The organism is Variovorax sp. RCC_210, from assembly GCF_041355175.1.
GTDB lineage: Bacteria > Pseudomonadota > Gammaproteobacteria > Burkholderiales > Burkholderiaceae_C > Variovorax.
The window spans coordinates 561,208-583,105 of sequence record NZ_JBFUPJ010000002.1; the positions used below are offsets into that span (position 1 = coordinate 561,208).

The following is a 21,898-nucleotide window of genomic DNA, read 5'->3' on the forward strand; positions in this document are numbered from 1 at the left end:
CTTTTTCATGGAATCGTTGTAATTAAGACAAGCGCTCGTCATGCCCTGCGGGCTATAATGTCGGGTTCGTTTCGATACCACGACGAAGAATTTCGTCAATACCGCCGGCTGACCTGCACTGTCCCTTGGATTCTTCAGGCCTCTCATTCCCAAGCCGGCTTTCACAGTGTGTTGGAGCGCCAGACCGGGCGCCCATGATTGCCACCACTGCCTTCGTTCTTGTTGAAGCGAATAGCGCGTCCGCCGCGCCGTTCCGGCCGGCCCACGCCCGTTTTCAATCATTTTTCAGGCACTTCGCGCTCTGTATCCGCGCGCCGTGCCAAGGCTTCATGGACATCATTCAACACAGTATCGCGGTGGGCAAGTACCTTGTTTCCCCGCTCATTCGACACCAGGACGACGGCAACTACGCCGCCTCCGTCTCGATCCGCTCCGGCCACGGCAGCGGCATGCACGACCGCGTGATGCGCTTCACGCCGCGCTTTGCCAGCCGCGCCGCCGCAGTGGGCTACGCCATCGACCAGGGGCTCGGCTGGGTGCGCGAACGCACGCCCCGCCATGCCGGCAATGCCCCTCTCGCGCTCCCGTGCGCGGGCTGAAACAATCACGCCAAATCCATCTCCAACACACATCGAACGATTCAGAGGTAACCACACATGCCCAAGGAAGAACTGATCGAAATGAACGGCGCAGTGACCGAAGTGCTGCCCGACTCGCGCTACCGCGTCACGCTGGACAACGGTCACCAACTGATCGCCTACAGCGGCGGCAAGATGCGCAAGCACCACATCCGCATCCTGGCGGGTGACAAGGTGTCGCTCGAACTCTCGCCCTACGACCTGACCAAGGGCCGTATCACCTTCCGTCACCTGGAACGTCGCGGCCCGCCGCCGACCTCCGGCGGCAACAACTCTCCCCGCCGCTGATCCGCGACTGACGAAAGGCCTTGCGGCGCCCCGCGAAGGGCGCTGGCAAGGCTTTTGTTTTTCCGGGCCACGGCTGCTGCACGATGACCACACCCAACTCCACAGCCGGCGGCCCGCAAGCCCAGGCCTCCGCCGACAACGGCTTCGCCGCGCTGGCGCTCTCGCCGCAGATGCTGGCCAACCTGACCCAGCTCGGCTACACGCAGATGACGCCGATCCAGGCGGCCAGCCTGCCGCCGGCGCTGCTCGGCAAGGACCTGATCGCCCAGGCCAAGACCGGCAGCGGAAAAACCGCCGCCTTCGCGCTCGCGCTGCTCTCCAACCTGAACCCGCGCCGCTTCGCCGTGCAGGCGATGGTGCTGTGCCCCACGCGCGAGCTGGCCGACCAGGTCACCACCGAAATCCGCCGCCTGGCGCGCGCGGAAGAAAACATCAAGGTCGTCACGTTGTGCGGCGGCGTGGCCCTGCGCGGGCAGATCGCCAGCCTGGAGCACGGCGCCCACATCGTGGTCGGCACGCCCGGGCGGCTCATGGACCACCTGGAGCGCGGCAACCTCGACCTGTCGGCGCTGAACACGCTGGTGCTCGACGAGGCCGACCGCATGCTGGACATGGGCTTCTTCGAGGACATCGTGAAGGTGGCGCGCCAGTGCCCCAAGGAGCGCCAGACGCTGCTGTTCTCGGCCACCTACCCCGAAGGCATCGCCAAGCTCGCGCAGCAGTTCATGAAGAACCCCGAGCAGATCACGGTGCAGGCGCAGCACGAAGGCAGCAAGATCCGCCAGCGCTGGTACCAGGTGAAGGACAGCGAGCGGCTGCACACCGTGAGCCTGCTGCTCGACCATTTCCGCCCCGTGAGCACGCTGGCCTTCTGCAACACCAAGCAGCAGTGCCGCGACCTGGTCGAGGTGCTGCAGGCGCAGGGCTTCAGCGCGCTGGCGCTGTTCGGCGAGCTGGAACAGCGCGAGCGCGACCAGGTGCTGGTGCAGTTTTCGAACCGCAGCTGCTCCGTGCTGGTGGCCACCGACGTGGCCGCGCGCGGACTGGACATTGCGCAGCTCGAAGCGGTGATCAACGTCGACGTGACGCCCGACTCCGAAATCCACATCCACCGCGTGGGCCGCACCGGCCGCGTGGGCCAGCAGGGCGGCTCGGAAGGCCTGGCGCTCAACCTGGCCAGCATGAACGAGATGGGCCACGTCGGCAAGATCGAGCAGCTGCAGGGCCGCGAGTCGGAATGGCACGACCTGGCCGAGCTCACGCCGGGCAAGGGCGAGCCGCTGAAGCCGCCCATGGCCACGCTGCAGATCGTGGGCGGGCGCAAGGAAAAGATCCGCGCCGGCGACGTGCTGGGCGCGCTGACGGGCGACTGCGGCTACGCCAAGGAGCAGGTCGGCAAGATCAACGTCAACGAGTTCTCGACGTATGTAGCGGTCGACCGCGCCATTGCCGAGGAAGCAGTGCGCAAGCTCTCCAGCGGGCGCGTGAAGGGCAAGTCGGTCAGGGTGCGGCTGCTGACGCTGCAGGACCTGGGCCAGGACCAGTAACGTCCCCGGGCTGCGGCGTTGCAAGCGCCGCGGCCTCGCCGTGCGCCGAGGTCGGCGCGACCGGGGCGTCGAGCACTGGAGCTGCACCTGCTGCAGCATCGGCCCCCCTCTCGGCGACCCCATCGGGCGCCTGCTGCCGCGCCAGCTTCGCGGCCAGCCTGAACGCCACGACCGCCGCCAGCAACCCGAAGATCGACGAGCCCACGGCCTGTCCGATCAGCACGCCCGGCGCGCCGTAGTGCGAGCCCCACCACGCGAACGGAATGGTCCCCATCGTCGCGCGCCCCCAGTTGAACGCGGTCGACAGCAGCGGATGCCCGAGGTTGTTGAACGACGCGTTCGCCACGAACAGCCCGCCCGCGAAGAAGAAGCTGGGCGCCAGCCAGCTGCAGAACAGCGAGATCAGCTGCGCGGCCAGCCCGTCAGCCGAGAACGCGCGAATCAGCACGCCCTGGCCCAGCGCCAGCACCAGCCACGCCACGGCCACCGACACCACCATGAACAGCAGGCTGTCGCGCAGGCCCTCCTGCACGCGCCGGTACTGCCCCGCGCCCAGGTTCTGCGCAAGGATGGGCCCGACCGCGCCGCTCAGCGCATAGACCAGCCCGAAGGCCACGGGCGTGAGCCGGTCGATGGTGGCCGCGCCCGCCACCGCCGAGGGGCCGAACTGGGCCACCGCGTGCGTGACGAAGGCCGCGCCCACGGGCGTGGCCAGGTTGGTCAGCACCGCCGGCCCGGCCACCGTGCCGAGTGCGCGCGCATCGTCGGCCAGCCGCGACGCGTCGAAGCGCCCGAGCATGCGGTGCGTGACCAGCACGCCATGCAGCCCGATGGCCGCCAGCACCAGGCGCGAGACCACCGCGCTGATGGCCGCGCCGTCGAGCCCCAGGCCGAAGCCGAAGATCAAGATGGGGTCGAGCACCGCCGTCACGAAGGCGGCCGCGAGCGTCACCGTCATCGAGCGGCGCGCATCGCCCACCGAACGCAGGAGCGCCGAGCTGGCCATGCCGATGCCCAGCAGCGGCAGCGTGTGCACCGTGACCGAAAGGTAGCGCTGCGCGAGCCGCGCGGTCTCGCCCGTGGCGCCCAGCAGCTGCAGCGCCGGGTGCAGGAAGAAGGCGGTGCCCGTGCCAACCACTACCGAAAGCGCCGCCATCAGCACCAGGCTCGAGGTGGCGATGCGCCGCGCGTCTTCCGAGCGGCCCGCGCCCACCGTGCGCGACACCACCGCCGCGATGCCGATGGTCAGCCCGATGCACAGCGACGCATGAAAGAACCCGACCACGCCCGCGAAGCCGACGGCCGCCGCCGTCTCCTTCTCGCCGAGCAGCGAGATGTAGAACAGGTTGATCAGGTCGACCGCGAACACCGCGATCAGCCCGATGGCGCCGGTGCCCGCCATGACGCAGACGTGACGCAGCAGCGAGCCCGAAACGAAGCGCGCCCGCTCGACACCGCCGGCCGTTTCGGTTATTGGCATGTGAAATTCCTGATGTGGCCTAATTGCGGGTCGAACATTCATTACTTTTACCCGAGCTTTTCATGCCCAAGACATTCCGTACCGAAGCCGAACGCGTTGCCACCCCCAAGCCGACGCCGCTGCCCGGCTACACCGCGCCTCGCTCCGGTGGCGGCCAGAAGGTCAGCCTCGAACGCGGCACCGCCACGCGCAGCAAGAAGAACCCTGGCAAGCGTCCCAAGAAGGGCGGCTGATCCAGCACCCCGGCTCGCAGGAGCCACGACGAACGCGCCCCCGGGCGCGTTTTGTCATTGGGGCCGCCCCCGAACAGCCCCTTGAACCACCATGTCCGACGACAACCAGATCTTCATTCCCCCTTCGTTCTTCGCGGTGTACAGCGACGCACGCCAGCGCCTGAGCGAGCCCATCGACGTGGTGCGCGCGCGCTACGAGATCTGCGAAGACCTCGCCAACCACCTCGTGGGCCATGCGCAGCTGCAGCACCACACCGAGGTGCCGGTCGAAAGCGAGATCCTGCGGCGCATCCACGCCGGACTGGCGACACCCGAGTCGGGCGTGTCCGCGGCCGAGGCCACGTGGATCGTGCAGCGGCTGGCGGAGCTGCTGGGGTGGGAAGGACCGGCGCCGGAAGCCGAAGCCAAGGCCGACTGAAGCCTCGTCTGAAGCCCGCCTCCACTCAGCGCACCGCGAACCGCTCCACCAGAAAGTCGACAAAGGCGCGCGTCTTCGCCGCCAGGTGACGCGAGGGGTACACCGCATACACCGGCGTGCGGTCCGCCTCCCAGTCCGCCAGCACCGCCTGCAGCCGGCCGGCTGCCAGCTCGCTCTCCACATAGAGGCGAGGGATCAGGCTCAGGCCGAAGCCGGCCAGCAGCGCGTCGCGCACGGCGATGCTCGAGCTGACCTTGTAGCGCCCGTCCACCGGCACCGCCACGCTGCGGCCGGCGCGGGTGAAGGTCCAACGGTTCGCATGGCCCGAGAGCGTGAACTGCACGCACTCGTGCGCCTTCAGGTCCTCGGGCTGCGCGGGCACGCCGTGCGCGGCGAAGTACGCCGGCGCGCCGCACAGCACATGGGTCAGCGTGGTGAGCTCGCGCGCGACGAGGCTGGAGTCTTCCAGCCGGTCGCTGCCGCGGATGGCCAGGTCGTAGCCGCCGCCGATCAGGTCGGTGCGGGTGTCCTGCAGGTCCAGCTCCAGGCGCAGGTTCGGGTAGCGCCGCATGAACTCGGCGATGGCCGGCGACAGCGACACGAGCGAGAAGGTCAGCGGCGCGCTCACGCGCAGCACGCCGCCGGGGCTCGCCCCCATCGGCGCGAGCGCGGCGTCGGCCTCCGCGAGGTCGTCGAGGATGCGCGCGAGCCGCTCGACGTACGCCGCGCCCGCCTCCGTGAGGCTCATCTGCCGCGTGGTGCGGTTGATGAGCCGCACCTTCAGGTGCGCCTCCAGTTCCGCGATGTTCTTGCTGACCGCCGCGGCCGACAGACCCATCTGGCGCGCGGCGCTGGCGAAGCTGCCGGTGGCGGCGGTGGTGCGGAAGACCTTGAGGGCGGTGAGATGGTCCATGGCCGAATTGACGACTGGCAGTAAAGAATCAATTCATTATTCGAGCATTCACAACCACGGGTCAATTCACTAGATTCAAGCCATGACCCGCACCACCGACCTGCTGCTCACCGCCACCGCGCCCGCCATCTGGGGCAGCACCTACATCGTCACCACTGAGCTGCTGCCCGCGAACTACCCGCTGACGGTCGCGCTGCTGCGCGCCTTGCCCGCCGGCCTGCTGTTGCTGCTGATCGTGCGCAGGCTGCCCGAGCGCGCGTGGTGGGCGCGCATCTTCGTGCTGGGCGGGCTGAACTTCTCGATGCTGTGGGCGATGCTGTTCCTGGCCGCCTACCGGCTGCCGGGCGGCGTGGCGGCCACCATCACCTCGGTGCAGCCGCTGATGGTGGTGTTCCTGGCCGGGCTGTTCCTGGGGGCGCCGGTGCGCGCGCTGTCGGTGCTAGCGGCGGTGGTGGGCATGGGCGGCGTGGCGCTGCTGGTGCTCACGCCGAACGCGGCGCTCGACGCCATCGGCATTGCCGCGGCCCTGGCCGCCGCGGTGTCGATGGCCTTCGGCACGGTGCTCAGCCGGCGCTGGCAGCCGCCGGTGTCGGCGCTGACCTTCACCGCCTGGCAGCTCACCGCCGGCGGGTTGCTGCTGTTGCCGGTGGCGCTCCTGCTGGAGCCGCCGCTGCCCGCGCTCACGCTGCACAACTGGATCGGCTTCGGCTGGCTGGGCCTCGTGGGCGCCGCGCTGACCTACATCGTGTGGTTCCGCGGCGTGGCGCGGCTGGAGCCCTCGGCCATCGCGCCGCTGGCCTTCCTGAGCCCGGTGACGGCGGTGGTGCTGGGCTGGGCGCTGCTGGGGCAGGCGCTGTCGGCGTGGCAGGTGGCGGGCATCGGCATCGTCATCGCGAGCATCTGGCTGAGCCAGCGGGCGCAGCGCGGGGCGCCGCCGGTGGCGCGCGCCGTGCCACCGGCACGTCACGTCGGCGGAAAGGCTGGCTGAAAGGCGGGCTAGGAAACGAGCTGGGGAGCGGGCGTCGTGGCTTGCTTCAGCAAGCTCAGGTAGCCCGGCTGCACTTCCATGCGCGCGGTGGCGCCCTGCTGGCGCAGCAGGCGGTGCGCCTTCGGCAGCGCCCAGCAGGGCAGGTTGGTGAACATGTGGTGCTCGCAGTGGTAGTTGACCCAGTAGGGCGCCACCAGCACGCGCTCGAGCCAGCTGGCGTGCGTGGTGCGGGCCTGGCGCAGCGGGTCGGCCTCGTCCTGCGCTACCAGCGCGTGCTCGGCGATGTTGCGCACGCGGCTCACCAGCGGCAGCCACGTGGCCATCGGCAGCAGCCACATCGCCAGCCACGCCCAGCCGTGGCCGGCCAGCGCGAAGGCCAGCAGGCCCAGGCCGTTGCCGAGCAGAAAGCGCCGGTCCTTCGCCAGCTCGCGAACCAACACCTTCAGCGCCGCCTCGCCCGGCGCACGCCGGCGGATGCCTTGCGCTATGTGGCCGAAGCGCTGCTTGTAGAAGGTCTGCCCGCTCAGGTCGCGCAGCACCTTGCGCCACATCGAGGCGCGCGTGATGGGGAAGGGCGCCGACAGCACCAGGTCGGGGTCTTCGGCCTGCTGCACGAAACGGTGGTGCTGCAGGTGGTAGGGCCGGTAGTCGCGCAGCGTCGACGAGCACAGCCAGTGGCCGACCCAGTCGTTCACCTTGCGGTTGCGGTGCAGCCCCGCGTGCGCCGCGTCGTGCATGAGGATGAACAGGCCCAGCTGCCGCGTGCCGACGATGGGCACCATGAACGGCACCGTCCACGGCCACGCGATGCCCACCAGCATCGCCGCGCCGATGACGCCCCAGCAATGCGCCACCAGCCACAGCCCCTTCCACGACGAGCGCGCGGTCAGCGCGCGCCACGCTTCGGTGCTGAAGAAGTCTTCGGGTTGGGCGCGGGGAGCGACGGCCATGCGTTTCAGTATGCGCCGCGAGCCCCGGCGGCACACGCGGAGTTCCCCGATGTGCGGCCTACCTGTCGATGACCTTGCGCGCGAAGACTTCGAGGTAGTCCATCAGCCGCTCGGCGCCCGCCATGGCCGCGGCCTCGTCGCCGGTCGCGATGCCCTGCGCCAGCTCGAGGTGCGCGTTGGCGCCCTCGACGATCTCGCCCTCGTGCTGGTAGGCGTACCAGAAGCGGCGGCACTGCACGATGGGCGGAATCACCGCCTTCACCGCGGAGTCGTTGTGGCTCGCCTGGTGGTTGACGAGGTCCAGCGCGTGGTCGGCGCGCATGTAGTCGCTCAGGTCGCCGCGGCCCGCGGCCTCGACCATGGCCTCGGCGCAGCGCACGATCTGCGCGCGCTGCAGCGCCGTGGCGCGCCGCGCCGAGCAGGCGGCAATGAGCCGCTCGAGCACGCGCCGGGTCTGGATCACGTCCAGGTGGTCGGCCAGGTCGATGGCCGACACCAGCAGGCCCCGGCGCGGCTGCTGCACGATGAGCCCGATGGACACCATGCGCATCAGCGCCTCGCGCACCGGCGTGCGGCCCAGGCCCGTGCGCTCGGCCAGCTCGGCCTCCACGACCTGGCTGCCGGGCTGGATCTGCAGCGTCGACAGCAGCGCCTCGATGGCGTCGTAGGCCACGTCGGCGGCGCGGCGCTTGGGCGCGCTGGGCGCAATGAGCGCGCTGACCGCGCTGGGCGAACTGGAAGGAAGGCTGGAATCGGGGGACGGGGCGGCCATGGGGGTCTCGTGCGGGTGCGGCGGGGTCATTGTCGGGCGTCGCCCTGGTCGCCCTGGCCGCCTTGGTCAGGGAGGGCGGCGAGCGCTGCCAGCGTGGCGATGCGCGCCGGCGACAGCGGCGGGCGCGGCGCGGGCGGCGTCCAGCCGAACAGGAACTGCGCCGCGTCGCCGCACACGCGGCCCTGGCAGGCACCCATGCCGCAGCGGCGGTGCAGCTTGGCGTCGGCCCAGCCGGTGCACGACGACAGAGCGGACAGCGGCACGTCTTCGCAGCGGCACACCAGCGTGTCGGGCCCGGGCATCTGCCGGAGCTCGGGCGCCAGCGCGAAGCTGCGGTGCAGCTGCGCGGCGAAGGCGTCCCACCTGGCGCGCTCGCGCTGGTGCGCCTTGGCTTCGCGCTCCTGGCCGACGGCCGCGTGGCCGGCGATGGTGCCTTGCGCCAGCGCGCGCTCGCTGCCGCCGAAGCCGGTGCATTCGCCGGCCGCGTAGATGCCCGCCACGCTGGTGGCTTGCAGCGCATCGACCGACAGGCCCGGCCCCGCGAGCGCACAGCCGAGCAGTTGCCCCAGTTGCGTGTTGGGCACCAGGCCGAAGCCGCAGGCGATGCGGTCGCATGCGATGTCGACCTCGCGACCGCCCTGCCGCAACCTGACGGACTCGACCTGCGCCGTACCCTGCGCCGACACGATGCGCGACCCGGTGCGGTACCGCAGGCCCTGCGCTCCGACCGACATGCCGCCCAACGCCACGGCCTGCGCCGCCTTGCCCGGCCAGCGCACAAGGCCGACACCGAAGCGCGCCACCGATGCGAACGAAGCCTGCTCGGCGATGCGCAGCACCGTCGCGCCCGCGGCGTGCGCCGTGGCCGCGGCGGCCAGCAGCAAGGGCCCGCTGCCCGCGACGACGATGCGCTCGCCCGCCACCGGCAGCCCCGCCTTCACCAGCGCCTGCAGCCCGCCCGCTCCCGTCACGCCCGGCAGCGTCCAGCCGGGGAAGGGCAGCAGCAGCTCGCGCGCACCGGTGCAGAGCACGAGCTTGTTCCAGCGCATGCGCGTGGCGCCCTCGGCGTCTTCGAGCAGCAGTTCGCGCGGCGCGGTCGCGGTCGCGGTCGCGGTCGCCGCCATGGTCGCGGCCACGACACGCGTGCCGCTGCGCACGTGGATGTTCGCGTGGCGCGCGAGCGCCTCGCGCCACCGGTGCGCCGCGGGCGGCAGCACGGCGCCGGGGCCGTCGCGCCAGATCTGTCCGCCGGGCGCGGGGTTGTCGTCGATGACGACGACCGCCGCGCCGCGGGTCGCGGCCGCCACCGCGGCGGCCATGCCGGCCGGCCCCGCGCCGATGACCAGCACGTCGCAGTGCTGCAGCACGACGCCGTTCATTCCGTCGTCTCCACGCGCATGCCTTCGGCGCACACCGTCTGGCACGCGAGGCGGCGCCGGCCGTCGACCCACACACGGCATTCCTGGCACACGCCCATGCCGCAGAACGGCGCGCGCGGCTGGCCGGTGACCGAGGTGCGCGCCACGCCCATGCCGCCGGCCACGCGGAGTGCGGCGGCGACGGAGCTGCCGGTTTTCACGCGCACGAGGTGGCCGTCGATGTGCAGCAGGATGTGGGCGCTCATGCGTGCTCCCGCAGGCCGCGCGGCGCATACGGCGTGGCGTCGAAGTCGGGCGTCGCGCCGGTCATCAGCGCGGCGAGCAGGTGCGCGCTGCCCGGCGCGGTCGTCACGCCCAGGCCTTCGTGCCCGACGGCGAGCCAGAGCCTCTTGCGCCACGGGTGCCTGCCCAGCAGCGGCAGGCCGTCGGGCGAGGCGGCGCGCAGGCCGGTCCATGTGCGCACGGCGTTGAGCGTGCCCAGGCCCGGCAGGTACTCGAGCGTGCGCTGGAGCATGCGGGCCAGCATCGGCGTTTCGACAGCCAAGTCGATGGTGTCGAACTGGCGCGACGAGCCGACCAGCAGCTGCCCGGTCGGACGCGGCTGCACGTTGAAGGCGACCGAGTCGCCCTCGCTGTGGTGCGCGCTGGTGACGTAGCCGAGCTCGACGAGCTGGTGGTGCACCGTGCCGGGGTAGCGGTCGGTGATGAGCAGGTGGCCCTTCTTCGGGCGTATCGGCAGCTCGGGGCACAGCGTGGTCGCCTGGATGCCGTTGGCCAGCACGACCTGCGGCGCGCTGCGGTGGCCGCCGTCGGCCAGGCGCAGCGTGCCGTCTTCTTCGATGGCCTCCACCTTGGCGTGTTCGACGTGGACCGACCCGGCGTTCTGCGCCAGCAGCCAGCGCGCCGCGTTCGGCGCGTAGAGGATGCCGTCGCCCGGCACTTCGAGCGCACCCGCGAGGCCCTTGCGCAAGGCGGGCTCGGCGCGGGCCAGCTCGCTCGCGCCGAGCAGGCGGCTGTCGATGCCGTGCGCGCGCAGGCGCTGCTGCTTGCGCTCGGCCTCGACCATTTCTTCGTCGTTGGCGGCGATCCACAGCGTGCCGCAGGGGCTGTAGGCGCAGTCGTCGCTCATGCGCGCGGCAAGCCCGCGCCAGCGCGCGATCGAATCGCCGCTCAGCGCGAGCTCGGCCGGGTTGTCGTCCATCACCACGAGATGGCCCATGCCGGCGCCGGTGGCACCGCCAAGCCGCGCATCGAGCACCCGCACGCGCGCCCCGGCCTGCGCCAGCGCGTGCGCGCAGGCCGCGCCGACGATGCCGGCGCCGATGACGATGACGTCCGCGTCCATGCCCCGCGGCGTCAGGGCCGGATGCCCCAGCCGAACGGGTCTTCGTCGTCGATCAGCAGCGTGGCTTCCGCGCTGATGTAGGCGCGCCCGCGCAGCGTGGGAACGAGCCGGTCGCCGTCCATCGCGTAGCTGGCCTCGAACACGCTGCCGATCACGCTGGCCTGCTTCCACACCGCTCCCGGCGCGAGCTTGCCGTCGGCCGCGAGGCAGGCGATCTTGGCGCTGGTGCCGGTGCCGCAGGGGGAGCGGTCGTAGGCATTGCCAGGGCACAGCACGAAGTTGCGGCTGTCCGCGCCCTGGTCGCTTTCCCCCGGCGGCGCGAAGAGTTCGATGTGGTCGACCTCCGCGCCGTCCGCGCCCGTGATGCCTTGCGCCGCCAATGCCTTGCGCAAGGCCGCCGTGTAGTCGGTGAGCGCGGCCAGGTTGTCGCTGGCCACGCGCTGGCGGTGTTCGCTTTCACTCACCAGGAAGAACCAGTTGCCGCCATAGGCCACGTCGCCGTGCACGCGGCCGTGGCCCGGCACCTCGACCGCCACCTGGTGCAGATGGCGGTACGCAGGCACGTTGCGCACGCTGACGGAACCGTCCGCGTGCAGCGTGGTGGTCACCGTGCCCACGGGCGTCTCGATGCGGTGCTCCCCCACGCCGATGCGCCCCATGTGCGCCAGGCTCGCGACCAGCCCGATGGTGCCGTGGCCGCACATGCCCAGGTAGCCGGCGTTGTTGAAGAAGACCACGCCCGCGGCCGCATCGGGCGACACCGGCTCGCACAGCAGCGCGCCCACCACCACGTCCCTGCCGCGCGGCTCCAGCACGGTGGCGGCGCGCCATGGGTCGTGCAGGTCGGCCAGCAGCGCGCGGCGCTCGGCCATGGTGCCCTTGCCCAGATCGGGAAAGCCGCCGATCACGAGGCGCGTGGGCTCGCCGCCGGTGTGCGAGTCGATGACCTGGATGCGTTGCATGGACGAGGTCCTGTTCAATAGCTCGCTTCAATAGCTGGCGATAGGCACCGGCGCCGCGTTCTTGAACGTGAACACGGTGATCGGCGCCTGCTTCATGTTGCCCTTGTCGTCGTATGCATAGGTGGCGGCCACGCCCTTGTAGGTGGTCTTGTAGAGCTCGGCGCCCACCTTGTCGGTGTCGATGGAGTTGGCCTTCTTCATCGACTCGCCGATGAACAGCACCTGGTCGTAGTAAGAGGCGGCGTACGCATCGGGGTCGGCGTTGAAGCGCTTCTTGAACTTCTCCTTGAAGGCCGGGCCGCTTTGCGCCTTCTCGAGCATGGAGCCGCCCTGCGCGCAGAACACCAGGTCGTTGACCGCGTCGCCGCCCAGCTTGCCGGTGGCCGGGCTGCACACGGTGTCGCCGCCCAGCAGCTTGCCGGGCACGGCCAGCTGCTTCATCTGGCGCGCCATGGGCGCGGCCTGCGGCGCATAGCCGCCGAAGAAGATGGCCTCGGGCGCCTTGGCCTTCAGGTTGGTCAGGATGGCGGTGAAGTCCACCGCCTTGTCGGTGGTGAACTCCTGGCCCACCACCGTCAGGCCCTGGTTCTTGGCCTCCTTGGTGAACTCTTCCGCCAGGCCCTGGCCGAAGGCGGTGCGGTCGTCGATGACGCCCACCTTCTTCACCTTCAGTTCCTTGGCCGCGTAGACGGCCATGGCGCCGCCGATCTGGTTGTCGCTGGCGATGATGCGGTACAGGTTCTTGTAGCCGCCCTGCGTCACCTTCGGGTTGGTGCCCACGGTCGACAGCAGCACGCCGCCGTCGCTGTAGATGCGCGAAGCCGGAATGGCCACGCCCGAGCAGTACGGGCCCATGACGTACTTGACGCCGTCGTCCACGAACTTCTGCGCCACGCTCACGCCGGTCTTGGCGTCGCACTGGTCGTCTTCGGAGACCAGCTCGAACTTCAGCGTCTTGCCGCCCACGCTGAGCTTCTTCGCGTTGAGCTCTTCCACCGCGAGGCGAACGCCGTTTTCGTTGTCCTTGCCCGCGAAGGCGTTGGGGCCCGACAGCGGGCCGCTGTGGCCGATCTTGACCACCTGCTCCTGCGCGTGCACCTGGCCGGCAACGGCGAGGGCCACGAGACCGATGAAGGGAACCATGCGTGCGTGTGTCTTCATGCTTCTTCCTAGGTTGGGACGATGAAAAGTGCGAGGCTTCGCGGTGAATGGTGGTGACGGTTGCCGAGGTGTGCCGAGCTGCGGGACGGCGGCTACATCACCGACTGGTACTGCGCCGGCCGCGTCGCCAGCGCCTTGCCGACCACGCCTTCGATGAAGGCGCGCTCCTCGCCGACGAGCGGCAGCCGCGGGCGGCGCATGTGCTCGGTGCCCACGCCCACCAGCGCGTCGATGAGCTTGAGGTTCTGCACCAGCTTGGTCGACACGTCCAGGTGCAGCATCGGCGTCATCCACTGGTAGAGCTTGAGCGCCTCGGCGAACCTGCCGGCCTTCATCAGGTCGTACAGCGCCACCGTCTCGCGCGGGAACGCGCAACCCACGCCCGCCAGCAGCCCGTCGCAGCCCAGCGCCAGGCCTTCGTAGGCCAGGTCGTCCACGCCCAGGAACAGCTGGTAGCGGTCGCCCACGGTGTTGCGCAGGTCGGTGATGCGGCGGATGTCGTCGGTGCTTTCCTTGATGGCGGCGATCCATTCGCAGTCGGCCAGCGCCACCATGTGCTCGGGCTTCAGGTCGACCCGGTAGGCCACCGGGTTGTTGTAGACCATGATGGGCCGTTGCGCCGCGTTGGCGATGGTGCGCACATTGAGCATGGCCTCGCGCGCGTCGGCCACGTAGATCACCGAGGGCATCACCATGAAACCGGCCACGCCCAGCTTGTTGGCCCCGTCCACGTAGCGCAGCGCCTCGCGGGTGCTCGTTTCCGACACGTTGGCCAGCACCGGGATGCGGCCGTCGACGGCGTCCAGCGCGATCTTCGCCACCTGCAGTTTTTCTTCGAGCGTCAACGTGCTCGCTTCGCCCAGCGAGCCGCAGGTGACCAGGCCGTGGATGCCGTTGCGCACCTGGAAGTCGATGTGGCGCGCCGTGCCTTCGGCATCGATGCTTTCGTCGGCGTGGAACTTGGTGGTGACGGCGGGAAAGATGCCTTGCCAGCGGGGATTGCTCACTTGATCACTCCTTGTGGATGTGCGGTGTAGAAGCGCCGCACTTTAAATATATTAAGGATATATCATCAAGATATCCGTGGGAAAAGCGAGCTTCCAGCCCCGGTGCTTATGTGATATCGGAGGGAAAAAGGAGCCGGGCCGCGCACGCTTGCGCGACCCCAGACGCGCTTACTTGCGCCCGTCGGCCGGGCGCAGCACCCCGCGCTTGAGCGTCACCGGCTTGCCGATGGGCGGCGCGGACTTGGTCTCGGCCGTGCGCAGCGTGCCGTTGTCCATGCGCACCGCCACTTCGTACACCGTGACCGTGCGCACGTGCTTCTCGATCTCGTTGCCCGCGAAGCCGCCGCCGACCGCGCCCAGCACCGTGGTCGCGGCGCGCCCGTTGCCGTGCCCGAACTGGTTGCCGACCAGGCCACCCACCACGCCCCCGGCCACGGCGCCCACGCCGCTGGTGCTTTGGAGGCGCTTCTGCACGGGGCGAACCGACTCGACGCGCCCGCAGACCGCGCAAGGCGGCGCAGCAGGTGCCGCGGCCACCACGGGCGCGTTCACGCCGGGTTCCGGTCCGGGCTGTACAGCCTGTGCGGGCAAAGGTGCGGGAGCGGGCATGGGCGCAGCGGCCATGGCCTGGGGCGCAGGCCCTGCGGAGGTGGGCGGCACGGCAGGCGCCGCCGGCATCATTTCAGGTTTGAAGTCGTCAGGCGCGTTGGGCGAGGCCGCCACGACAGGCGCTGGCGTGCCGGCGGTGGTGCTCGGACCTTGGCGGCTGACCAGCACGCCGCCCAGTGCCACGACAGCCACGGCCAGTGCCCCGATCACGGCCCAGAGGGCCTTGGGCGACTTGCTCACGGGCTGGCCCGGAGGCGGGTTGAATGGCGAAGACGAGTCCATGAAAAATCCCGGTTGTGTCCGAAGCGAAATCCTTCGGAACCCACCTGGGAGCATGAGCGCGGACGGCGCGTTGTCAATTGACCGGCGTCCTACAGTCGCGTCGGGGCCCGGTGCCGGGCATTGCAGTTCAGGGCGCCACGGTCATCGGGCAGCGGTCCGCCAGCAGCGCGCCCGAGTGAACAGGGCGCCGGGTGCTTCCCGCAGCGAAATAAAGGAGGAGCCGAAGGCGGGGGACATTCGCGGAGGGAAGTACCAGGCGGCCTGTTCACCCGCCCCGAACCACAGCGACAAAAAAGCTCAGTCGATCTTCGCCCCCGAAGCCTTCACCACCGCCCCCATCGCATCCCAGTCCGTGCGCAGCAGCTTCTGGAATTCTTCGGCGCTCTGCATGCGCGGCTCCACGCCCAGGCGCTTGAAGCGCTCCTGGATCGCCGGGTCCGCCAGCACCTTGTTGGCCGCAACGTTGATGCGCTCCACCTCGGCCTTCGGCGTGCCGGCCGGCGCGAGCAGGCCGATCCACGAATCGAAGGCATAGCCCGGCAGGCCGCTTTCCGCCACCGTCGGCAGCTTGGGCAGGAAGGGGCTGCGCTGCTGGCCGGTGGAGGCCAGCAGCTTGATGCGCGCGTCGTCCTGGAAGCCGATGACGCCGATGCTCGACGAGATGACCGCCTGCACCCGGCCCGCAAGCACCTCGTTGACCGCCTCGCCGGTCGACTTGGTCGGAATGTGCGTCATCTGCAGCCCCGCCTTGGCCAGGAACGACGCCATGGCCAGGTGCGTGGCGCTGCCGTTGCCGGCCGAGGCGTAGTTGTACTTGCCCGGGTTGGCCTTGACCTCCTTGATGAAGTCGGCCGTGCTCGTCACGCCCATGTTGCCCGCCACCGCCAGCACATAGCCCGCGTTGCCGACATTGGCCACGCCCACGAAGTCCTTCAGCGGGTCGTAGCTCAGCTTGTTGTACAGAAAGCCCGCGATGTTGTGGCTCGCGGCCGCCAGCACCAGCGTGTTGCCGTCGGCCGGCGCGCGCGCCACCATCGCCGCGCCCACCGTGCCGCCCGCGCCCGCGCGGTTCTCCACGATGGCGCTGGCGTTCAGCGCCGTGCCCAGCTCGTTGTTGAACGCGCGCGCCACCGTGTCCTGCACCGCGCCGGTGCCGAAGGGCACGACGATGTGGATCACGCGCTGCTGCGCATGCACGGGCGAGAACGCGCCCAGCGCCGCGGCCGCTAAGGCGAGCGCGCCCATGGAACGGCGGGTGAACAGGGTAGGCAAGGTCGAGGGCATCGGGGTGTCCGCTTTCTTCATCGTCATCAGAACAGAGGGGGAAATGATTTCAGGTGCCCGACGGCAGCCAGCGCTGCACCAGCTTCACGAAGTAGCTGGCACCGATCGGGATGATCTCGTCGTTGAAGTCGAACGAGGTGTTGTGGATGATGCAAGGGCCGGGCCCGTGCCCGTCGAGCCGGTGGTCGCCGTCGCCGTTGCCCAGGAACGCGTAGCAGCCGGGCCGCGCGATCAGCATGTGCGCGAAGTCTTCGGCGCCCATCACGGCGGGAAAGTTGTCGGTGACCATGTCGTCGCCCACCACCTCGCGCATCACGCCCGCAGCGAAGCGCGCCTCGGCCGGGTGGTTCACGGTCGGTGGCGACGAGCGGTTGAAGAACACCTCGGCCGTGCAGCCGTGCGCCGCCGCCACGCCCGCGGCCACCTCGCGCAGGCGCGCCTCGATCTTGTCGATGGCATCGATCGAAAAGGTGCGGATGGTGCCGCCCACCGTGGCCACGTCGGGAATGACGTTGGGCGCGTCGGAGCCCTGCAGCTGCGTCACCGCGAGCAGCGCGCGCTCGGTGCTGGGAATGGTGCGCGCCACGATGGTCTGCAGCTGCTGCGCCAGCGTGACCACCGCCGCCACCGGGTCGATGCCCGTGTGCGGCATCGACGCGTGCGTGCCGCGCCCGCGCACCGTGATCTTGTAAGTGTTGCTCGAGGCCATGAGCGCGCCTTCGTTCAGCGCGAAGCGGCCCACGTCGCCCACCGGAAAGTTGTGCAGCCCGAAGACCGCGTCGCACGGAAAGCGCTCGAACAGGCCCTCGTCGATCATCTTCTTCGCGCCGGCCTTGCCCATTTCCTCGGCGGGCTGGAAGATGAAATTCACCGTGCCGTCGAAATCGCCGGGGCCCTGCCGCGACAGGTGCCAGGCGGCGGCCAGCAGCATGGTGGTGTGGCCGTCGTGGCCGCAGGCGTGCATGCGCCCGGGGTGGGTGGACTTGTGGGCGAAGTCGTTGGCCTCGTGCAGGGGCAATGCGTCCATGTCGGCGCGCAGCCCGATGGTGCGGGTGCCGGTGCCCTTGCGCAGCACGCCCACCAGCCCGGTGCCCGCGATGCCGCGGTGCACCTCGATGCCCCATTCGGTCAGCAGCGCGGCGACCTTCTCGGAAGTGCGGTGTTCCTCGAAACCGAGTTCGGGGTGGGCGTGGATGTCGCGGCGGATCTCGACGAAGCGCGCGGCGTTGGCAATGAAGGAGTCGGCGATGTTCATGGTGGAGCGGACGGAAGTCGTTCGAACGGACAAGCGAACGATTCTGTCGCAGCCCCCCGCCGCGTGCACACCGGGATTGCGCGCCTTGCCACGCCGGCAAGGCCTGGCAAAACCCGGCAAGGCCGCGGCAACTACCCGAGCCGCCCTTGCTGGCGCAGCGTCGCACCGATGCGCCGGATCTCGGCCTCGCCCTGGTCCAGCGTCGCCCGGCTCGTGTGCACCGAGTAGTGGCCCATCACCAGCTCGTGCGGATGCTTCACTGCCGAGCCGAGCACGAAACTGGTGTCGCCGCGGGCCACGAAGTCGATCGCGTCCTGCGACTCCTCGAACACCGCGAGCTCGCCTGCGCCGATGGGGCGGCCGGCGCCATCGCCACCGCCACCGCCATCGCCCGTGTCGAGCCCGCCTTCGTTCACCGCCACCCACCCCACCGTGTGGCCGGCCGGCGGCACGTAGCGCCAGCGCTCGCCGTCTTTCAGCTCCACGCCCAGGTAGTTCATCGGCGCGGGCGCCGCGATGGCACTTTGCGCCGCGCCGTAGCGCCCGAGCAGCACGCGCGCCGGGCCCTCCCGCGGCACCTGCGAAGGCGCGAGGTACAGGCTTTGCGCGGGCGCGTTTTCTTCCGACGCCGGCAGCGCCACCCACAGCTGGAAGCCGCGCACCCGCGTCACGCCCGGCGCGGGGCCGCCGGTGTGCCACACGCCGTTGCCCGCGCGCATCCACTCCACGCCGCCGCCCAGCAGCGTGCCCTGCTCGCCGGTCGTGTCTTCGTAGAGCGTGTCGCCCTCGATCAGGTAGGTGAGCGTGGCGATGCCCGAGTGCGGATGCAGCCCGAAGCCCTTGTGGCCGCCCGCGATGTCGAAGCCGAACAGGTCGAGGAACACGAAGGGCTTGAGAAATTCGCCCAGGTCCCCCGGGCTCACCAGCCGCGTGATGCCGCCGTGGCGCGAGCCGCGCGTGCGGTAGACGATGGCGCGGCTGCGCGTTTCAACAGCATTGCTCATGCGGCCTCCCTGGCGGTCTTCAGCGCGCGGGTCCACCACGCCATGTCGTCGAGCATGGCGGTGGCGGCCTGCGCCAGGTGCGGAAAGTCGTCGAAGCTCTTGCCCTGTTGCCACACGCCCAGGAACTCCACCATGCCGATGTGCACCGCGTGGCGCACCGGCGCCATCTGCATCTCGACGGCCACCATCCGCAGCTGCTCCACGGCGCGCGCCGCGCCCACGCCGCCGTAGCCCACGAAGCCGATCGGCTTGCGAATGAATTCCTTGTAGGCCCAGTCGATCGCGTTCTTCAGCACCGCGCTCGGGCCGTGGTTGTACTCGGGCGTGACGACCAAGAGGCCGTCGAAGGTGGCCAGCCTGGCCTGCCAGCGCTGCGCGGCCTCGTTCTTCACCGGGCCCCAGGCGGGCGCGCCGGCTTCATTGAAAAAGGGCAGCGGATGGTCGCGCAGGTCGACCAGCTCGAAGGCCAGGTCGGTGCGCTGGCGGGCGATGTCGTGGATCCACTGCGCGGGCTTTTCACCGAAGCGGCCTTCGCGGGTCGAGGCGATGACGATGCCGATGCGGGGTTGCTGTGCCTGGGTCATGGGGTGCTCCTGATGGGTTGTCGTTGCGTTGGCGTGTGGCCTGCTCGGCCATGCACTGAAGGTTAGGCACGCACCCATTGATCGACTAGACGGTAGAGTGGTAGTGCACTCATCCAGAATTCGAAGGAATCAAGCCGCCATGTTCGACCTCAACGACATCGCCATGTTCGTGCAGGTGGTGCGCTACGGCAGCTTTGCCGAAGCCGCCCGCCGGCTCGGGCTGCCGCCCAACACCGTGAGCCGGCGCATCCAGCAGCTGGAGGCGCAGCTCGGCACGCGGCTCATGCAGCGCTCCACGCGCAAGCTGACGCTCACGAGCGCGGGGCAGGCCTTTCATGAGCGGTGCGCCGGGCCGGTCGACGGGCTGGTCGCGGCGGGGCAGGAACTGGTGGCCGGCGGGCAGGCGCCCAGCGGGCTGGTGCGGGTGGCGGCGCCGGCGGATTTTTTCGATTTCTTCCCGATGGAATGGGTGGCCGACTTCCTGGCCGAACACCCGCTGGTGAAGCTGGACTTCGTGCTCAGCGACGCCGCCGCCGACCTGATCGCCGAGCAGATCGACGTGGCGTTCCGCGGCGGCGTGCTGCGCGATTCGGGCTACATCGGCCGCCGGCTGGCCACGCGCAACGGCGGCCTGCTGGCCAGCCCCGGCTACCTCGCGCGGCGCGGCGCGCCGGCCACGCTGCAAGACCTGGCGGCCCACGACTGCGTGACCCCGCCGCACCCGGCGGGGCACACCCTCTGGCGGCTCACGGGACCGGACGGGGCGGAAGAAGAAGTACAGGTCACCGGCCGCTTCACCGGCAACACCGCGCAGGCGCTGCGCAAGGCCGCGCTGGCGGGCCTGGGCATCGCGCAACTGCCGCCGTCGATGGCGACACGCGACGAGCAGGAAGGGTTGCTGGTGCGGGTGCTGCCGCAGTACCGGTACACGGGGCGGGGGTTGAGCGTGGTGTATCCGAGCCGCAGGCATTTGCCGTTGGCGGTGTCGGCGTTTATTGAATTGGTGGTTGGGAAGCTGGGGCAGTTGGATGTGTTGTCTGAAGCACCCGCGCCCACCGGAGCTCGTCGCGCTACAACTTGATGGCCTTGAACTTGGCGCCAGAACGGTGGGCGAACGGCACCGATAACATGCCGCCGGCCTGGAGCTGGGCTTGGGCCACGATCTGAGGCCACCAGCCGACCAGGCGCTCGGCCTTGCTCCAGAAGGGCTGCCCACTCCATTGCTTTTCCAGCACGAAGACCATGTGCCCGCCTTTGCGCAAGGCTTCGCGCTCTGCGTTGTGGTGCTTCTTGAAGCGGTCGATGGAAACGATGCACCACGGCCCCGTTTGCGTCAGCGCACCGATCCAATCGACGTCTTGCGCGTCGGAGCTGAAGAGATCCGTCAGATGCACGACCTGCTCGACCTCGTCCTTGATGGATCCGCACAGTCCAGCGACGCCACGTGCAAAGTGCGGCGACAGGTTCGCATCGAAAAAGAACTTCAAGCTCGTAGTCGCTCCTCGAACCGCACCGCGATGTCCACATGCTTCGGTTCTATTTCAAACTGCCGCGCGACCGCCTTGCGATCGCGCCCTTCCGCAATGAAGGCATCGAAAATCGTGTCGGTGGGAATGCTCGGGCCCACCACGATGGGAGTGCCGAACTGGCGCGAGGGGTCCAGGGCGACGCCCTTGTTTCCGGACGGCGTCCAAAGGCGAGCGACATTGCCCGCGTACTCAATGCCTGTGTAGAGCGATGGCTTGATGACGTGCATAAAGACAATCTGGCGTGCGCGCACATCGGTCAGGGTCTCATCGCCCGCGTCGTCGACCGCGGATTCGAAAATCTTCTTTCCGTCCGTCAGGAAGCGCCGCGTCGTCAGCGGATAGTCCATGTGCCAACTGTCGCGCGCCGCCTCGATGGTGGCCTTGATCACCTGGAGGCTCACACCCGCGTCGGTGAATGCGCGCACAAGGCGCAACTCCATCAGGTCACGGAAGCCAATGGCCGGCTCATCGAAATCGGCGTCTGCCAGTTGGGCTTTCCACAGGGGAGGCGTGGAGCGGTGACCTTCACCGTATTTCCATCGATGTCCCCGCATCCACCGCCGAACTGCGCGAGTTTCCACACCGATCAAGCGCGCGGCTTGACCCAGTGAGTAGATTCCCGTGTCCAGCAGATTCGATGCAACCATGTGGCGGAAAGTGTAGTTCTTAACCTCGCGCGGATACTGTTTTTTCATACAGCATTTCGTGAGGCCTTGCACGGTCCGGCGAACGGAAAGCGCATGAACACCGACAGGAACACTGGTTCGCAGTTCGAACGAAAATGCCTCCCCATGAAAATCGAAAAAGACACCGTCGTCACCATCAAGTACAAAGTTTCCGACGTCCAGGGCAAGCTCATCGAGGCGAGCCCCGAGCCGATGGCCTACCTGCATGGCGGCTACGAGAACACGCTGCCCAAGATCGAGGAAGCGCTCGACGGCAAGGAGAAGGGCTACCAGACCGTGGTCAACCTCTCGCCCGAAGACGCCTTCGGCCAGCGCGACGAAGCGCTGGTGCGCAGCATTCCCAAGGCCGAGTTTCCGCCGGGCGTGAAGATCGGCGGGCAACTGCAAGGCCGCCTGGACGACGGCACCGAGCACGTGTTCACCGTGATGAAGATCAAGGGCCCGGTCGTGCTGCTCGATGGCAACCACCCCTGGGCCGGCAAGGCGCTGAAGTTCAGCCTGCAAGTGACTGATGTGCGCGCGGCGCTGCCGGTGGAAATCGAGCACAAGCATGTGCATGGGGCGCACGGGCACCATCACTGATT

The 21,898-nt window shown here is 69.3% G+C and carries 25 protein-coding genes; 8 read left to right on the forward strand and 17 right to left on the reverse strand.

Annotated features, from left to right (window positions below):
- The first annotated feature begins 329 nt into the window (after positions 1 to 329).
- The 3 genes from AB6807_RS10660 to dbpA all read left to right on the forward strand — a co-directional run bounded on the left by AB6807_RS10660 (position 330) and on the right by dbpA (position 2,473).
- Positions 330 to 599 (forward strand): hypothetical protein, encoded by a 270-nt coding sequence (locus tag AB6807_RS10660; protein WP_116910507.1) that lies wholly within the window; start codon positions 330 to 332, stop codon positions 597 to 599.
- 57 nt (positions 600 to 656) lie between these two features.
- Positions 657 to 926: a translation initiation factor IF-1 gene (gene infA / locus AB6807_RS10665; protein WP_013544282.1), complete on the forward strand. Its 270-nt coding sequence runs from the start codon at positions 657 to 659 to the stop codon at positions 924 to 926.
- A gap of 83 nt (positions 927 to 1,009) precedes the next feature.
- A complete protein-coding gene (gene dbpA / locus AB6807_RS10670) occupies positions 1,010 to 2,473 on the forward strand; it encodes an ATP-dependent RNA helicase DbpA (RefSeq protein ID WP_116910460.1) in 1,464 nt (487 codons plus the stop codon).
- On the opposite strand, the gene AB6807_RS10675 is transcribed toward dbpA, so the two are convergent.
- The gene (locus AB6807_RS10675; RefSeq protein WP_371084510.1) at positions 2,427 to 3,953 is read right to left on the reverse strand and encodes an MATE family efflux transporter; all 1,527 of its coding nucleotides are present in this window, start codon (positions 3,951 to 3,953) and stop codon (positions 2,427 to 2,429) included. The genes dbpA and AB6807_RS10675 overlap by 47 nt on opposite strands.
- 62 nt (positions 3,954 to 4,015) lie before the next feature.
- Between AB6807_RS10675 and AB6807_RS10680 the strand changes: the two genes are divergently transcribed.
- A complete protein-coding gene (locus tag AB6807_RS10680; RefSeq protein WP_165840364.1) occupies positions 4,016 to 4,186 on the forward strand; it encodes a hypothetical protein in 171 nt (56 codons plus the stop codon).
- 91 nt (positions 4,187 to 4,277) lie between these two features.
- Complete coding sequence (locus tag AB6807_RS10685) at positions 4,278 to 4,604, forward strand: hypothetical protein (RefSeq protein WP_371084511.1); 327 nt, start codon at positions 4,278 to 4,280, stop codon at positions 4,602 to 4,604.
- 25 nt (positions 4,605 to 4,629) lie between these two features.
- Here AB6807_RS10685 and AB6807_RS10690 read toward each other — a convergent pair whose 3' ends face one another.
- Positions 4,630 to 5,517 (reverse strand): LysR family transcriptional regulator, encoded by an 888-nt coding sequence (locus AB6807_RS10690; protein WP_371084512.1) that lies wholly within the window; start codon positions 5,515 to 5,517, stop codon positions 4,630 to 4,632.
- An 82-nt stretch (positions 5,518 to 5,599) separates the two neighbouring features.
- Here AB6807_RS10690 and AB6807_RS10695 point away from each other — a divergent pair, with 82 nt between their 5' ends.
- Positions 5,600 to 6,505: an EamA family transporter gene (locus AB6807_RS10695; protein WP_371084513.1), complete on the forward strand. Its 906-nt coding sequence runs from the start codon at positions 5,600 to 5,602 to the stop codon at positions 6,503 to 6,505.
- An 8-nt stretch (positions 6,506 to 6,513) separates the two neighbouring features.
- Here the strand turns inward: AB6807_RS10695 and AB6807_RS10700 are convergent, their stop codons facing one another.
- From AB6807_RS10700 to AB6807_RS10760, 13 genes are all read right to left on the reverse strand, one after another.
- Entirely contained in the window at positions 6,514 to 7,455 is a 942-nt protein-coding gene (locus tag AB6807_RS10700; RefSeq protein WP_371084514.1) for a fatty acid desaturase family protein, read from the reverse strand.
- 58 nt (positions 7,456 to 7,513) lie between these two features.
- Positions 7,514 to 8,227, reverse strand: coding sequence for a GntR family transcriptional regulator (locus AB6807_RS10705; RefSeq protein ID WP_371084515.1), 714 nt, complete (start codon positions 8,225 to 8,227; stop codon positions 7,514 to 7,516).
- A 26-nt stretch (positions 8,228 to 8,253) separates the two neighbouring features.
- Positions 8,254 to 9,606 carry an FAD-dependent oxidoreductase gene (locus tag AB6807_RS10710; RefSeq protein ID WP_371084516.1) on the reverse strand — a complete coding sequence of 451 codons (1,353 nt, stop codon included), beginning with the start codon at positions 9,604 to 9,606 and terminating at the stop codon, positions 8,254 to 8,256.
- Positions 9,603 to 9,851, reverse strand: coding sequence for a (2Fe-2S)-binding protein (locus AB6807_RS10715; RefSeq protein ID WP_371084517.1), 249 nt, complete (start codon positions 9,849 to 9,851; stop codon positions 9,603 to 9,605). The genes AB6807_RS10710 and AB6807_RS10715 overlap by 4 nt, the downstream gene beginning before the upstream one ends.
- Entirely contained in the window at positions 9,848 to 10,951 is a 1,104-nt protein-coding gene (locus AB6807_RS10720) for an NAD(P)/FAD-dependent oxidoreductase (protein ID WP_371084518.1), read from the reverse strand. The genes AB6807_RS10715 and AB6807_RS10720 overlap by 4 nt, the downstream gene beginning before the upstream one ends.
- 11 nt (positions 10,952 to 10,962) lie before the next feature.
- Entirely contained in the window at positions 10,963 to 11,913 is a 951-nt protein-coding gene (locus AB6807_RS10725) for a 4-hydroxyproline epimerase (RefSeq protein ID WP_371084519.1), read from the reverse strand.
- Positions 11,914 to 11,940: 27 nt separating this feature from the next.
- Positions 11,941 to 13,074, reverse strand: coding sequence for a branched-chain amino acid ABC transporter substrate-binding protein (locus AB6807_RS10730; RefSeq protein ID WP_116910473.1), 1,134 nt, complete (start codon positions 13,072 to 13,074; stop codon positions 11,941 to 11,943).
- Between the two features lie 92 nt (positions 13,075 to 13,166).
- Positions 13,167 to 14,081: a dihydrodipicolinate synthase family protein gene (locus AB6807_RS10735; RefSeq protein ID WP_371084520.1), complete on the reverse strand. Its 915-nt coding sequence runs from the start codon at positions 14,079 to 14,081 to the stop codon at positions 13,167 to 13,169.
- A 168-nt stretch (positions 14,082 to 14,249) separates the two neighbouring features.
- Entirely contained in the window at positions 14,250 to 14,972 is a 723-nt protein-coding gene (locus AB6807_RS10740) for a glycine zipper 2TM domain-containing protein (RefSeq protein WP_371084521.1), read from the reverse strand.
- A 297-nt stretch (positions 14,973 to 15,269) separates the two neighbouring features.
- Complete coding sequence (locus tag AB6807_RS10745; RefSeq protein WP_371084726.1) at positions 15,270 to 16,256, reverse strand: tripartite tricarboxylate transporter substrate-binding protein; 987 nt, start codon at positions 16,254 to 16,256, stop codon at positions 15,270 to 15,272.
- A gap of 49 nt (positions 16,257 to 16,305) precedes the next feature.
- Positions 16,306 to 17,511, reverse strand: coding sequence for a M20 aminoacylase family protein (locus tag AB6807_RS10750; RefSeq protein ID WP_371084522.1), 1,206 nt, complete (start codon positions 17,509 to 17,511; stop codon positions 16,306 to 16,308).
- Between the two features lie 131 nt (positions 17,512 to 17,642).
- A complete protein-coding gene (locus AB6807_RS10755; protein WP_371084523.1) occupies positions 17,643 to 18,515 on the reverse strand; it encodes a pirin family protein in 873 nt (290 codons plus the stop codon).
- Positions 18,512 to 19,099 carry an NADPH-dependent FMN reductase gene (locus AB6807_RS10760; RefSeq protein WP_371084524.1) on the reverse strand — a complete coding sequence of 196 codons (588 nt, stop codon included), beginning with the start codon at positions 19,097 to 19,099 and terminating at the stop codon, positions 18,512 to 18,514. Before AB6807_RS10760 ends, AB6807_RS10755 begins: the two co-directional genes overlap by 4 nt.
- Positions 19,100 to 19,238: 139 nt before the next feature.
- Here AB6807_RS10760 and AB6807_RS10765 point away from each other — a divergent pair, with 139 nt between their 5' ends.
- Positions 19,239 to 20,180, forward strand: coding sequence for a LysR family transcriptional regulator (locus AB6807_RS10765; protein ID WP_371084525.1), 942 nt, complete (start codon positions 19,239 to 19,241; stop codon positions 20,178 to 20,180).
- On the opposite strand, the gene AB6807_RS10770 is transcribed toward AB6807_RS10765, so the two are convergent.
- On the reverse strand, positions 20,170 to 20,586 hold the full coding sequence (locus AB6807_RS10770; RefSeq protein WP_116911656.1) for a hypothetical protein: 417 nt from the start codon (positions 20,584 to 20,586) through the stop codon (positions 20,170 to 20,172). The two genes, AB6807_RS10765 and AB6807_RS10770, sit on opposite strands and share 11 nt — an antisense overlap.
- The gene (locus tag AB6807_RS10775; RefSeq protein ID WP_371084526.1) at positions 20,583 to 21,323 is read right to left on the reverse strand and encodes a DUF433 domain-containing protein; all 741 of its coding nucleotides are present in this window, start codon (positions 21,321 to 21,323) and stop codon (positions 20,583 to 20,585) included. The genes AB6807_RS10770 and AB6807_RS10775 overlap by 4 nt, the downstream gene beginning before the upstream one ends.
- Before the next feature lie 96 nt (positions 21,324 to 21,419).
- Between AB6807_RS10775 and AB6807_RS10780 the strand changes: the two genes are divergently transcribed.
- Positions 21,420 to 21,896, forward strand: coding sequence for a peptidylprolyl isomerase (locus AB6807_RS10780; protein ID WP_371084527.1), 477 nt, complete (start codon positions 21,420 to 21,422; stop codon positions 21,894 to 21,896).
- Positions 21,897 to 21,898: the final 2 nt, after the last annotated feature.

Excerpts from the sequence above, each read along its gene's own strand:
- AB6807_RS10660 (WP_116910507.1), top strand. The coding sequence starts at position 330 with ATGGACATCATTCAACACAGTATCGCGGTGGGCAAGTACCTTGTTTCC.
- infA (WP_013544282.1), top strand. The coding sequence starts at position 657 with ATGCCCAAGGAAGAACTGATCGAAATGAACGGCGCAGTGACCGAAGTG.
- dbpA (WP_116910460.1), top strand. The coding sequence starts at position 1,010 with ATGACCACACCCAACTCCACAGCCGGCGGCCCGCAAGCCCAGGCCTCC.
- AB6807_RS10675 (WP_371084510.1), bottom strand. The coding sequence starts at position 3,953 with ATGCCAATAACCGAAACGGCCGGCGGTGTCGAGCGGGCGCGCTTCGTT.
- AB6807_RS10680 (WP_165840364.1), top strand. The coding sequence starts at position 4,016 with ATGCCCAAGACATTCCGTACCGAAGCCGAACGCGTTGCCACCCCCAAG.
- AB6807_RS10685 (WP_371084511.1), top strand. The coding sequence starts at position 4,278 with ATGTCCGACGACAACCAGATCTTCATTCCCCCTTCGTTCTTCGCGGTG.
- AB6807_RS10690 (WP_371084512.1), bottom strand. The coding sequence starts at position 5,517 with ATGGACCATCTCACCGCCCTCAAGGTCTTCCGCACCACCGCCGCCACC.
- AB6807_RS10695 (WP_371084513.1), top strand. The coding sequence starts at position 5,600 with ATGACCCGCACCACCGACCTGCTGCTCACCGCCACCGCGCCCGCCATC.
- AB6807_RS10700 (WP_371084514.1), bottom strand. The coding sequence starts at position 7,455 with ATGGCCGTCGCTCCCCGCGCCCAACCCGAAGACTTCTTCAGCACCGAA.
- AB6807_RS10705 (WP_371084515.1), bottom strand. The coding sequence starts at position 8,227 with ATGGCCGCCCCGTCCCCCGATTCCAGCCTTCCTTCCAGTTCGCCCAGC.
- AB6807_RS10710 (WP_371084516.1), bottom strand. The coding sequence starts at position 9,606 with ATGAACGGCGTCGTGCTGCAGCACTGCGACGTGCTGGTCATCGGCGCG.
- AB6807_RS10715 (WP_371084517.1), bottom strand. The coding sequence starts at position 9,851 with ATGAGCGCCCACATCCTGCTGCACATCGACGGCCACCTCGTGCGCGTG.
- AB6807_RS10720 (WP_371084518.1), bottom strand. The coding sequence starts at position 10,951 with ATGGACGCGGACGTCATCGTCATCGGCGCCGGCATCGTCGGCGCGGCC.
- AB6807_RS10725 (WP_371084519.1), bottom strand. The coding sequence starts at position 11,913 with ATGCAACGCATCCAGGTCATCGACTCGCACACCGGCGGCGAGCCCACG.
- AB6807_RS10730 (WP_116910473.1), bottom strand. The coding sequence starts at position 13,074 with ATGAAGACACACGCACGCATGGTTCCCTTCATCGGTCTCGTGGCCCTC.
- AB6807_RS10740 (WP_371084521.1), bottom strand. The coding sequence starts at position 14,972 with ATGGACTCGTCTTCGCCATTCAACCCGCCTCCGGGCCAGCCCGTGAGC.
- AB6807_RS10745 (WP_371084726.1), bottom strand. The coding sequence starts at position 16,256 with ATGCCCTCGACCTTGCCTACCCTGTTCACCCGCCGTTCCATGGGCGCG.
- AB6807_RS10750 (WP_371084522.1), bottom strand. The coding sequence starts at position 17,511 with ATGAACATCGCCGACTCCTTCATTGCCAACGCCGCGCGCTTCGTCGAG.
- AB6807_RS10755 (WP_371084523.1), bottom strand. The coding sequence starts at position 18,515 with ATGAGCAATGCTGTTGAAACGCGCAGCCGCGCCATCGTCTACCGCACG.
- AB6807_RS10760 (WP_371084524.1), bottom strand. The coding sequence starts at position 19,099 with ATGACCCAGGCACAGCAACCCCGCATCGGCATCGTCATCGCCTCGACC.
- AB6807_RS10765 (WP_371084525.1), top strand. The coding sequence starts at position 19,239 with ATGTTCGACCTCAACGACATCGCCATGTTCGTGCAGGTGGTGCGCTAC.
- AB6807_RS10775 (WP_371084526.1), bottom strand. The coding sequence starts at position 21,323 with ATGAAAAAACAGTATCCGCGCGAGGTTAAGAACTACACTTTCCGCCAC.
- AB6807_RS10780 (WP_371084527.1), top strand. The coding sequence starts at position 21,420 with ATGAAAATCGAAAAAGACACCGTCGTCACCATCAAGTACAAAGTTTCC.